Source organism: Methylococcus capsulatus str. Texas = ATCC 19069, assembly GCF_000424685.1.
GTDB classification, from domain to species: Bacteria; Pseudomonadota; Gammaproteobacteria; order Methylococcales; family Methylococcaceae; genus Methylococcus; species Methylococcus capsulatus.
The window spans coordinates 122137-133379 of the sequence record NZ_AUKJ01000022.1; the positions used below are offsets into that span (position 1 = coordinate 122137).

Consider the following 11243-nt stretch of genomic DNA (forward strand, 5'->3'; position numbering starts at 1 on the left):
GATCCCCCGCCTGCGGCCAAAGCAGACCGCATCCGCCCAACCGTAGCAACGGCCCCATGAGAATCGTATTCGCCGGCACCCCGGAGTTCGCCGTCCCGACCCTGCGGGCCTTGATCGCGTCGGGCCACCCGCCGTGTGCCGTCTATACTCAACCCGACCGGCCCGCCGGCCGCGGCCGCAAAATCGCGCCCAGCCCGGTCAAGCGACTCGCGATCGAGCACGGCCTTCCCGTGTTCCAGCCGGCATCGCTGAAAGGGCCGGAGGAGCGGGAACGACTGGTCGCCCTGGAGCCGGATCTGATGGTGGTGGTGGCCTACGGTCTGATCCTGCCGACGCCGGTTCTGACCGTTCCCCGGTTCGGCTGCGTCAACATCCATGCCTCCCTGCTGCCACGCTGGCGCGGCGCAGCTCCGATCCAGCGGGCCATTCTCGCCGGCGATCGGGAAACCGGCGTCACCCTCATGCGCATCGAGCCGCGCCTGGACGCCGGCCCTATGCTGGGCAAGCGGAGCTGCTCGATCGGCGACGACGACACCACCGCCAGCTTGCATGACCGCCTCGCCGGCCTCGGGGCCGAACTGCTGATCGAACTGCTGCCCGGGCTGGCGGCCGACCGCCTGGTCGGTGAGATTCAGGACGAGAGCCAGGTCACCTACGCCGAAAAGATCGAAAAGTCCGAAGCCCGCCTGGACTGGCAAAAGGATGCGACCAGCCTCAGCCGCCGGGTGCGCGCGTTCAATCCCTGGCCGGTGGCGGAAACGACCCTGGAGGGAACGGTACTGCGGATCTGGTCGGCACAGGTTCTGGACCCCGCCCCTGACGCCCCGCCCGGTTCCATCATCGCCTGCACGAAAAACCTCGATGTGGCCTGTGGACGGGGTGCCCTGCGCATCCTCGAAGTCCAACCTCCGGGGAAGCGGCGGATGAGCGCCAAAGACTTCCTCAACGCCCACGCGCTGGCCGGAAAACGGCTGGGGACATGACGGCCAAAAGCCGCACGCTGGCCGCAGCGGCGCTTCACGACGTCGTCGTTGACCGGCATTCGCTGACCTGGGCGCTGGGGAAACGGCTTCCCTCGCTGCCGGATGCCCGCGACCGGGCCTTCGTCCAATCACTGTGCTATGGCGTACTTCGCGCCTTCGAGACCCTGGATTTTCTGCTCGGCAGACTCGCGACCAAACCGATCCGCGACCCGGAAATCCGGCTGCTGGCCCTGATCGGACTCCATCAGCTGCGCAGCATGAACGTCAAACCTCATGCCGCGGTTTCGGAAACGGTCGAGGCCGCCGGTCGGAAAAGCTGGGCGAAACCCTTGCTCAACGCCATTCTGAGGAACTATCTGCGCCGCAAGGAAGAACTGGAGAGCCGGGCATTGCAGGACCCCGAGAGCCGGGACGCCCACCCCGCCTGGCTGCGCGACCGGCTTGCCGCCGACTGGCCCGAACAGTGGGAAACCCTGGTGCAGCAGAACAACCTGCCGCCGCCGATGACGCTCCGCGTCAACCCCCTCATGAACGATCGCGCCGGCTACCTCGCCCGACTCACCGAGGCCGGCATCGCGGCCCGTCCCTGCCGCCACTCGCCCTGGGGGCTGACCCTCGGATCGCCGGTCCCGGTCGACGCCTTGCCGGGGTTCGCCGAGGGACGGGTATCGGTCCAGGATGAAGCAGCCCAGCTGGCAGCGCCGCTGGTGGGGGCCGAGCCTGGCGAACGGGTTCTGGACCTATGTGCCGCTCCCGGCGGAAAGACGCTGCACATGCTCGAACTCAGCCGGGGAGACATCGAAGCCGTCGCTGTGGACAGCGATGCCGAGCGGTGCGCGCGCATCCGCGAAAATCTGGAACGGGAAAGACTGTCCGCCGCGGTGGTCACCGGCGATGCCCGCTCGCCGGAATCGTGGTGGGACGGCCGGCCCTTCGACCGCATCCTGCTCGATGCGCCCTGTTCGGCAACCGGCGTCATCCGGCGCCACCCCGACATCAAGCTGCTGCGGCAGGCCGTCGATCTCGACACACTCAACGAACTTCAGGCAGCCATACTCACTGCCGCTTGGCCCCTGCTCAAACCGGGCGGCATCCTGGTCTACGCCACCTGTTCGGTCATTCGCGCCGAGAACGAAGCGCAGATGAGCCGCTTTCTGGAAGCCCACGACGATGCGGCCGAACTGCCGCCCCCCGCGGCCTGGGGTATCCCCTTGCGCCACGGCCGCCAGATTCTCACCGGCGAATCCGGCATGGACGGCTTCTACTATGCCCTGTTGCGCAAGACGGGATGAACAGGTTCGCCGGCTGGCTGGCCCTGTTCGGCCTTCTCGCCCCCCTGGCGGGCTGGAATGCCGAGCCTGGGTTCACCGTGCGCCGTGCCGAGCTGTTTCAGCATGAGGACCGCTCCTGGGGACTCGATGCCGACATCGACTACCATTTCAATGAAACCGCCGTCGAGGCCATGCAGAACGGCGTCCCCCTGACCCTGGTCCTGCGTCTCCGGGTAAAGCGAGCCAGACCCTGGTGGTGGGATGAGACCGTGATCTCCGAGAACCATCGGCGGACCATACGCTATCACCCCTTGGCACGCGCCTATCAGCTGACGGCGGCGGAATCCGGAGTGACCGAAAACTTCGCCACGCTGCGCGCCCTCCTCGAGGAATTGGGGCGGATCAGAAACCTGCCGGTTCGGGCTCCTCGACCGTTCGACAGCGGCGACTACCACGCTGCCCTCTCGGTGACGCTGGACATCGAGTCACTCCCCCTGCCGTTACGTCCCACCGCCTATCTCTCCCCCCAGTGGCATCTGAACAGCCCCTGGTACCGATGGTCATTCGCAAACTGAGAATCCGCCTGCCGCTCAGCCTGGTCGTGATCACGTTGTTCACGGCCATCGTCGCTTCGCTGCACCTGATGAGTTCTGCCACGCAGAGCTCGCCGCAGCTCGGCAGCATGTACTCGCTGCTGGTCCTCATCAATTCGGTCGGTTCGATCCTGTTACTGACGCTGGTCGTCGTCAATGTGTACGGACTCCTCCGCCAGCTCGCCAGACGCGCGGCCGGCTCCCATCTGACGGCCCGCATGGCGTTTCTGTTCGTCCTGCTCAGCCTGGCACCGGCATCCATCGTGTTCTATTACTCCATGCAGTTTCTCAAACAAAGCATCGACAGTTGGTTCGACGTCCGCATCGATCAGGCCATGGAGGACGCGCTGGAGCTGGGGCGGGCGGCAATCGACGAGCGGATGCGCACCATGCTGCACCAAACCGAACAGGCGGCCGCCAAATTGCAGCTCGCCCCGATCATGGAATATCCCTTGCGCCTGACCGAACTTCGGGACGAGCTGGGCGAAGGTGAGTTCACGGTGTTTTCCCGGCAAGGGCGGATCATCGCCGCCGGCGGCTCTCAGCTGGGCTTCATCCTCCCCGACCTGCCGGATACCGGGGTTCTGCTCCGGGTGAAACACGGCAAATCCTTTATCCGGCTGGAACCCAACCCGGACGGCAATCTGCAGATCCGCGCCGTCGTGGCCATCCCCTCCGACGACCCTCTGTTTCTGCAGGCCGTGTTCCCGGTACCACTGCGCATCTCCCAGCTGGCCAGCACGGTCGAAGCGGCCTATGTTCACTACAAGGAACTCGGGTTCCTCCGCAGTTCCCTCAAGCACACATTCATCCTCACGCTGTCGTTGGTGCTGCTGCTCAGCCTCCTGGCGGCCATCTGGGTCGCATTCGTGAGCATCCGCCGCATCGTCGCACCGGTGCGACGGCTGGCCCAGGGGACGCGCGCAGTCGCCGAAGGCCGCTACGGCCAGCGCCTCGTAGTGCGGGCGAAAGACGAACTCGGTTTCCTGGTCGAGTCGTTCAACACGATGACCGAAAAACTCGCCCAGGCCAGTGAGGAGGCCCGATTGTCGCGGCTCGAAGTCGAGCGCCAGCGCGCCTATCTCGAAACCGTGCTGTCCAACCTCTCCTCGGGCGTGCTCAGCTTCGACAAAGAATCCCGGCTTCTCACCGCGAACCACGCAGTGGACGAGATCCTGCACGTTCCCGCCCACGACTACCTGGGTCTCCCGCTCTCCCGGCTCAAAACCGACCATCCCTATCTCACCGAAACGCTGGAACGTATCGAGCGCTGGCTGGAAAAAGGCACCGGTAACTGGGAGGGGGAAATGTCCTTCGTCGGTCCCTCGGGTCGGCGAGAGCTCTACTGCCATGGCACCCTCCTGTTCAATGGCAACGGCGATAAACTCGGCGCCGTGGTGGTATTCGAAGACGTGACGGCATTGATCCTCGCCCAGCGCCAGGCGGCTTGGAGCGAGGTCGCCCGACGGCTGGCCCACGAAATCAAAAATCCGCTCACCCCAATCCAGCTCTCTGCCGAACGTCTGCATCACAAGCTGGCCAGCCGGCTCGACGAGCGCGACGCGGAAATCCTGGACCGTTCGACCCGCACCATCGTGCATCAGGTCGAGGCACTGAAAGCCATGGTCAATGCCTTCGCCGAATATGCGAGATCCTCGACCATCCAGCTCCGGCGAGTCGCGCTGGCCGAAATCGTGGAAGAAGTGGTGGCGTTGTACCCGCCGCAATCCGGCATGAGTTTCGAAATCGATGAAGAACCGAGCCTGCCCAGGATTTCGGGCGACCCGCTGCAACTGCGTCAAGTCCTGCACAATCTCATCAAGAATTCGCAGGAAGCCCTGACGCCGTCCACACAAGGTAAGATGTGCTTTATTCTTCGCAAGACGGTCGATCAGGGCGAAGCCTTCGTGCAACTGACCGTCCGAGACAATGGCCCCGGCATTCCGAAGGAGCAGGCGGATCGGATCTTCGAACCCTATGTCACCACCAAAACCAAGGGCACCGGTCTGGGACTTGCGATCGTCAAAAAGATCATCGAAGAACACGGCGGGACCATCCGCGTGGAAAACGGACTCCGGCAGGGCGCCGGTTTCATCATCCGGTTCCCCGTCCCAGAAACAGACCTTGGAGCCGAAGCAAATGGCGGGAACTCTGGAGGGAAATCATGAATCAAGGCTGCATATTGGTCGTCGATGACGAGCCCGACATCCGGGGACTGGTACGGGACATCCTCACCGACGAAGGCTACACGGTGGTCGCCGCCGACAACGGGGCCGCGGCCCGCCAGGCCGTCCAGGAACATCGGCCCGACCTGGTTCTGCTGGATATCTGGATGCCGGACGAGGACGGTATTTCATTGCTGCGGGAATGGCTGGAAAGCGGAGCGATCGACTGTCCCGTCATCATGATGTCCGGGCATGCCACGGTCGAAACCGCCATAGAGGCTACCCGGCTAGGCGCCCATGACGTGCTGGAAAAGCCGATCTCGATGGCGAAACTTTTGATCACCGTGGAGCGAGCACTGGAGTCGGTCCGCTTGAGGCACGAAACCGTGGGAGTGAAGCGCGCAGCCGAAACGGCGCCCATGGAACTGGTGGGCAAGAGCGCGTCGATGGAACTGCTACGGGAGCAGATCAAACGCATCGCCCAGCACGATGCACGGGTTCTTTTGGTCGGAGAGGCCGGCAGTGGCAAAGAAACCGCCGCGCGTTACCTGCATGCCCACAGCTCGCGCCGTTCCGGCCCTTTCGTGGAAGTGGCCGCCGGCACCGTTTCGCCCGCTGCATCCGCCATCGAATTCTTCGGCAGCGAAAACAATGGAAAAATCCGCAGGGGACTGCTGGAACAGGCGCACGGAGGCACGCTGTTTCTCGAGGATGTCTCCGATCTCGAACCGGAGACCCAGGTCCGCCTCCTGGGGGCGCTGGAAACCGGCGTGTTTTACCGCGTCGGCGGCACCGAACCCATCCATACCGATTTCCGGCTGGTTGCATCGACGCATGTGCCCCTGGACGATGCGGTCCGCGCCGGGCTTTTCCGCCGGGAACTGTTCTATCTGCTGAATACCGTCACGCTCAGGATTCCGCCACTTCGGGAACACAGTGAGGACGTCCCTGAATTGCTCCGGTTTTATGTGGACTATTTCGTCAGCCGGGAGAAGCTCCCCTTTCGGCGTTTTCCGGTCTCGGTGCAAAATTTTTTACGTCACTACGCCTGGCACGGCAACGTCCGGGAGTTGAAAAACCTGGTCCAGCGGCTGTTGATTCTGGGCAGCGGCGAAGAAGTCTCACTGGAGGAGGTCAAATCCATCCTCGGCGGCACGACCGACGCCCTGAAAGCGGAAGGCAAATCCGACTTTTTCGAGCTTCCGCTCAAGGAAGCCCGCGAACGTTTCGAAAAGACCTATCTCGAATACCATCTGGACAAATACGGCGGCAGCGTCGCCCGGCTGTCCCAGGCCATCGGCCTGGAGCGTACGCATCTATACCGGAAGCTCAATGCGTTGGGTATCAAGTTCAAAGACAAGCGCTGATGAAGATCATTATCCTGGGAGCCGGCCAGGTCGGCACGAGCGTTCTGGCCAGCCTTTGCAGCGAGGACAACGACATCGTCGTCGTCGACAAACAGACCAGTGTCCTGCGGGAATTGCACGACCGCTTCGACATCGGCACCGTACAGGGCAATGCGGCGCACCCGACGGTGCTAAAACGCGCAGGCGCGGATGATACCGACATGCTCATCGCCGTGACCAGCGATGACGAAACCAACATGCTGGCCTGCCAAATCTCGCACACTCTGTTCAACATTCCGAAGAAGATCGCACGGGTGCGCGCCATCGAATATCTGAGCTACCCGGAAATATTCTCGAAGGACGGCGTACCCATAGACGTTGTCATCAGCCCCGAACAGATCGTCACCCAGATGATCGAACGACTGCTGCAATATCCGGGTGCCTCCCAGGTCCTGGATTTCGCCGAAGGACAGATCCGACTGGTATCGGTCCGGGCGCTGACCGGAGGACCCTTGGTCGGCCGTGAAATTCGCGAGCTTCACCAGCACATGCCCAATGTCCACGCCAGGATCACCGCCATTTTCCGCAATGCCCGTCCCATCATCCCGAACGGGCGGCAGACGATAGAACACGGCGACGAAGTGTTCTTCATGGCCTCGTCCGAAGAAATCAGCGACGTGATGAGTGAACTGCGCGAACTCGACAAACCTTACAGGCGGCTCATGTTCGCCGGAGGCGGACATGTCGGCAAGCGGGTGGCGCAGGCATTGGAACACCGCTATCAGGTCAAGGTCATCGAGAAAAACGCCGACCGTGCCAAGAAGATCGCCGGCGACCTGACCAATACCGTGGTGTTGCTGGGAGACGCTTCCGACAAGGAACTGTTGCTGAGTGAAAACATCGAAACCACTGATATTTTCTGCGCCATTACCAACGATGACGAAGCCAACATCCTGTCGGCAATGCTAGCCAAGCGCCTGGGCGCGCGGCGCGTCATCAGCCTCGTCAACAAAGCCGCGTATGCGGACATCGTCGATCCCAACCAGATCGATCTGGTCATTTCACCCCAGCAATCCACCATAGGCGCCCTGCTCCGTCATATCCGCAAGGGCGATGTAGTCCAGGTCCATTCGCTGCGCCACGGCGCCGCCGAAGCGCTCGAAGCGGTCGCACATGGAACGCCCGGCAAATCGAAAGTGATCGGCATACCGATCGACCGCATCCCCATTCCGCCGGGCGTGGTCATGGGCGCCCTGGTCAGAGACAAAGAGGTGATCCAGGTCCATCACGACACGGTCATAGAAGAAGGGGATCATGTCATCATGTTCCTGCTCGACAAGAAGGTGATTCCGATCATCGAACAGATGTTTCAGGGAGATTCTCCGCGGGGCTGACGATGGACGCTGAGACGCCCCGGCAAAAGTGGGACCGGATCTATCGGGAATGGAAGGGCCCGTTCCCCGATGCCGCCATGGTCCTGTCCCAGAACGAGCATCTCCTGCCGGGTGGCGGTAGAGCGCTGGACCTCGCTTGCGGACTCGGAGGCAATGCGCTGTTTCTGGCCCGGCGGGGGTTCGAGGTGGACGCCATCGACCTGTCCGAGGCGGGAATCGAAGCGCTCGCCCATGCCGCACGCATGGAAGGTCTGCCCATCCACGCCCAAGTCGGCGATGTCATGGAAGGCCAATGGTCCAACGGAAGTTACGAGGTGATCGTCGTGACCCGGTTCCTCGAACGGACACTGGTGAAGACGATCGTCGGCGCGCTCAAACCGGGCGGCTTGTTGTTCTATCAGACTTTCGTGAAGACCAAGAGCAGCGACCACGGCCCCAACAATCCGCGCTTCCTGCTGCACGACAACGAGCTCATCCGGCTCTTCGACGGATTGCTGATCCGTTATTACCGGGATGAAGCACGGACGGGCCGACCGGATGCCGGCCAACGTGACGAAGCTTTTCTTGTAGCCCAGAGACCTGAATCATGATCGAGCAAATCGACCCCGCCGCCGCCTGGCAGTTCATGCTGGAACATCCCGAGCACGTCCTCATCGACGTGCGTGACCCCATCGAGTTCACGATGATCGGGCACCCCCCTGGGGCACACAACGTTCCCTTGAAATTTGCCCCCGGTTGGCTAGTCAATCCCGACTTCCTCGAAGGGGTCCGGCAGATCGTACCCGACCTTGCGACGCCGGTCCTGCTGCTGTGCAGGAGCGGACAGCGGTCGCAAGAAGCCGCGGAGCAGTTGTCAGCGGCCGGCTACTCGAAACTGTACAATATCCGCGAAGGTTTCGAAGGTCCTCTGGACGACAGCCGCCATCGAAGCTCGAGAGGAGGTTGGCGTTATCGAGGTTTACCCTGGGAACAGAGCTGACCATCCGAGCATGCGCCTGTCCCGGAAGCGGAACGCACCGGCCGTGCCCGCCAAAGAGCAAACACCTCCGGACGGCTTTTCCATCGGGGGAGGCTGTCGCTCCCCATGAAACCGGCGAGCTGAATCGCGGTCCAATTTATTCACAAGCACCTGGCTTCGCCCCGAAGCCGGGTGCTTTCTTTTTTCCCCACCCGACACCCTTTAGGAACATGGTAGAAAAATTACGCAACATAGCGATCATCGCCCACGTCGACCACGGAAAAACCACCTTGGTAGACAAGCTGCTCCAGCAAAGCGGCACTTTCGCCGCTCACGAGCGGGTGGGCGAGCGCGTCATGGACTCCAACGACCTCGAGAAGGAGCGCGGCATCACCATTCTGGCAAAAAATACCGCGATCAAGTGGCGGGATTACCGTATCAATATCGTCGACACGCCCGGCCACGCCGATTTCGGAGGTGAGGTCGAGCGCGTGCTTTCCATGGTCGACTCGGTGTTGCTGCTGGTCGACGCCGTCGACGGCCCCATGCCACAAACCCGCTTCGTCACCCAGAAAGCCTTCGCCATGGGGCTGCATCCCATCGTGGTGATCAACAAGATCGACCGGCCCGGCGCCCGCGCGGCCTGGGTGCTCGATCAGACCTTCGATCTGTTCGACCGCCTTGGCGCCACCGAGGCCCAGCTCGATTTCCCGGTGATCTACTGCTCGGCCTTGAACGGGTATGCGGGGCTCAGCCCGGATATCTCGGAAGGCACGCTTGAGCCGCTGTTCGAGGCCATCGTGAATCATGTCTCACCGCCCGACGTGGACACCGACGGTCCCTTTCAGATGCAGGTCAGCAGCCTCGATTACAATTCGTATGTGGGTGTCATTGGCATTGGAAGAATCACCCGAGGCACCGTCAAGAGGAATACCCCCGTCACACTGATCAAGCGTGATGGCAGGCAGAGCGCCGCACGCATTCTCCAGGTTCTGGCGTTCCACGGTCTGGAGCGCATCGAAAGGGAAGAGGCGAACGCCGGCGATATCATCGCTTTCACCGGTATCGAGGGGCTCGAGATTTCGGATACGCTTTGCGCGGTCGGGTTTGCCGAACAGCTCCCCCCGCTCACCGTGGACGAACCCACGGTGAGCATGACCTTTCAGGTGAACAATTCGCCCTTCGCGGGAAGGGAAGGCAAGTTTTTGACGTCCAGGCAGATTCGGGACAGGCTGAACCGCGAATTGATCCACAACGTCGCACTGCGGGTGGAGGATACGGCCGACCCGGACAAATTCACGGTTTCTGGCCGAGGTGAACTGCATCTTTCGATTTTGATCGAAAACATGCGGCGAGAGGGCTATGAATTGGCCGTTTCCAGACCTGAGGTCATCATTCGTGAAATCGACGGCGAACCTTGTGAGCCCTATGAATTCGTGACGATAGAAGTGGAGGAAACACATCAGGGCGCTGTTATGGAAAAGCTCGGGGAGCGCAAAGGCGACCTCCGTAACATGGTGCCGGATGGGCAAGGACGCGTGCGTCTCGAATACCTCATCCCCTCCCGCGGACTCATCGGATTTCAAACCGAATTCCTCACCACTACATCCGGCACCGGCCTGCTGTATCACGTGTTCGATCACTACGGACCAATCAAGAGGGGCGCGATTGGGCAGAGGACCAATGGGGCGCTGATTTCCAACACAACGGGTAAAGCGCTGGCGTTTTCCCTGTTCAACCTACAGGAACGCGGACGCCTGTTCGTCGAACACGGCGATGAAGTCTACGAGGGCATGGTCGTGGGCGTACATACGCGGGGAAACGATCTGGTGGTCAACCCCACGAAAGCGAAACAGCTCACCAACATCCGGGCAGCGGGCAGCGACGAAAACATCCTTTTGACACCCGCGATCAAATTCACTCTCGAGCAGGCGATAGAATTCATCGACGACGATGAACTCGTGGAAGTGACCCCTCAGAGCATTCGCATCCGCAAGAAGCTCCTGCAGGAACACGAGCGCAAGAAGGCTTCGCGAACCGCCGAGGGCTGACGGCGCCGCCGACGCTCGACGACAAGGCCCCGGCCTGGTGGGGGCCTTGTTGCTTGACGATCGTCGCCCCCTGAACGTCTAAATCCCGCCGATAAAAAACCCCCGACCGTTGCCGGCCGGGGGTTTTGGCGTTGACCGCCGGCAGGGGAGCCCCGAAGGACTCCCCCAGGCGATTACATGAACGACGGGATCAGCGGTGCGTCGATCTGGACGACCTGGCGGTTGCCAGTGGCGTCGAAGAAGAACAGCAGACCGGCGAAACGGCTGTCCGGATCGTAGATGATGTCGGACAGACGGTACACTTCCCACGCCGCGTCGGACGCCGTCACGTCGACCGTGCGGGTCTCACCCGGAGCCAGCGGGCTGTTGTCGCTGACGCTCAGGCCGTCTTCGGCCAGCAGGTCTTCCGGATAGCCGGTGGTGTCCTTGTACACGTCGGAATCCAGGAAACGCACCGAGGCGGTGTAGAACTCACCCAGCCG

10 protein-coding genes are annotated in these 11243 nt (G+C 62.0%); 9 read left to right on the forward strand and 1 reads right to left on the reverse strand.

From position 1 onward, the window contains the following. The first annotated feature begins 56 nt into the window (after positions 1-56). The 9 genes from fmt to typA all read left to right on the forward strand — a co-directional run bounded on the left by fmt (position 57) and on the right by typA (position 10761). A complete protein-coding gene (gene fmt / locus H156_RS0110930; RefSeq protein WP_017365598.1) occupies positions 57-983 on the forward strand; it encodes a methionyl-tRNA formyltransferase in 927 nt (308 codons plus the stop codon). Next, entirely contained in the window at positions 980-2275 is a 1296-nt protein-coding gene (rsmB, locus tag H156_RS0110935) for a 16S rRNA (cytosine(967)-C(5))-methyltransferase RsmB (protein WP_017365599.1), read from the forward strand. Before fmt ends, rsmB begins: the two co-directional genes overlap by 4 nt. Then, on the forward strand, positions 2272-2829 hold the full coding sequence (locus H156_RS0110940) for a DUF4390 domain-containing protein (protein ID WP_017365600.1): 558 nt from the start codon (positions 2272-2274) through the stop codon (positions 2827-2829). The genes rsmB and H156_RS0110940 overlap by 4 nt, the downstream gene beginning before the upstream one ends. Beyond that, on the forward strand, positions 2811-5015 hold the full coding sequence (locus tag H156_RS0110945; protein ID WP_017365601.1) for a sensor histidine kinase: 2205 nt from the start codon (positions 2811-2813) through the stop codon (positions 5013-5015). Before H156_RS0110940 ends, H156_RS0110945 begins: the two co-directional genes overlap by 19 nt. Next, positions 5012-6379: a sigma-54-dependent transcriptional regulator gene (locus H156_RS0110950; RefSeq protein WP_010962047.1), complete on the forward strand. Its 1368-nt coding sequence runs from the start codon at positions 5012-5014 to the stop codon at positions 6377-6379. The genes H156_RS0110945 and H156_RS0110950 overlap by 4 nt, the downstream gene beginning before the upstream one ends. Continuing rightward, complete coding sequence (trkA, locus tag H156_RS0110955; RefSeq protein WP_017365602.1) at positions 6379-7752, forward strand: Trk system potassium transporter TrkA; 1374 nt, start codon at positions 6379-6381, stop codon at positions 7750-7752. The genes H156_RS0110950 and trkA overlap by 1 nt, the downstream gene beginning before the upstream one ends. A gap of 2 nt (positions 7753-7754) precedes the next feature. After that, complete coding sequence (locus H156_RS0110960; RefSeq protein WP_017365603.1) at positions 7755-8342, forward strand: class I SAM-dependent methyltransferase; 588 nt, start codon at positions 7755-7757, stop codon at positions 8340-8342. After that, the gene (locus tag H156_RS0110965) at positions 8339-8731 is read left to right on the forward strand and encodes a rhodanese-like domain-containing protein (protein ID WP_017365604.1); all 393 of its coding nucleotides are present in this window, start codon (positions 8339-8341) and stop codon (positions 8729-8731) included. The genes H156_RS0110960 and H156_RS0110965 overlap by 4 nt, the downstream gene beginning before the upstream one ends. Before the next feature lie 209 nt (positions 8732-8940). Then, the gene (gene typA, locus H156_RS0110970) at positions 8941-10761 is read left to right on the forward strand and encodes a translational GTPase TypA (protein WP_017365605.1); all 1821 of its coding nucleotides are present in this window, start codon (positions 8941-8943) and stop codon (positions 10759-10761) included. Positions 10762-10934: 173 nt separating this feature from the next. Here typA and H156_RS0110975 read toward each other — a convergent pair. After that, a partial coding sequence (locus H156_RS0110975) for a methane monooxygenase/ammonia monooxygenase subunit B (RefSeq protein WP_026597613.1) occupies positions 10935-11243 on the reverse strand: 309 nt, incomplete at its 5' end.

Bases quoted from the DNA above. Each gene is read 5' to 3' on its own strand.
- H156_RS0110960 (WP_017365603.1), top strand. From the start codon at position 7,755: ATGGACGCTGAGACGCCCCGGCAAAAGTGGGACCGGATCTATCGGGAA.
- H156_RS0110950 (WP_010962047.1), top strand. From the start codon at position 5,012: ATGAATCAAGGCTGCATATTGGTCGTCGATGACGAGCCCGACATCCGG.
- typA (WP_017365605.1), top strand. From the start codon at position 8,941: ATGGTAGAAAAATTACGCAACATAGCGATCATCGCCCACGTCGACCAC.
- fmt (WP_017365598.1), top strand. From the start codon at position 57: ATGAGAATCGTATTCGCCGGCACCCCGGAGTTCGCCGTCCCGACCCTG.
- H156_RS0110945 (WP_017365601.1), top strand. From the start codon at position 2,811: ATGGTCATTCGCAAACTGAGAATCCGCCTGCCGCTCAGCCTGGTCGTG.
- H156_RS0110965 (WP_017365604.1), top strand. From the start codon at position 8,339: ATGATCGAGCAAATCGACCCCGCCGCCGCCTGGCAGTTCATGCTGGAA.
- trkA (WP_017365602.1), top strand. From the start codon at position 6,379: ATGAAGATCATTATCCTGGGAGCCGGCCAGGTCGGCACGAGCGTTCTG.
- rsmB (WP_017365599.1), top strand. From the start codon at position 980: ATGACGGCCAAAAGCCGCACGCTGGCCGCAGCGGCGCTTCACGACGTC.
- H156_RS0110940 (WP_017365600.1), top strand. From the start codon at position 2,272: ATGAACAGGTTCGCCGGCTGGCTGGCCCTGTTCGGCCTTCTCGCCCCC.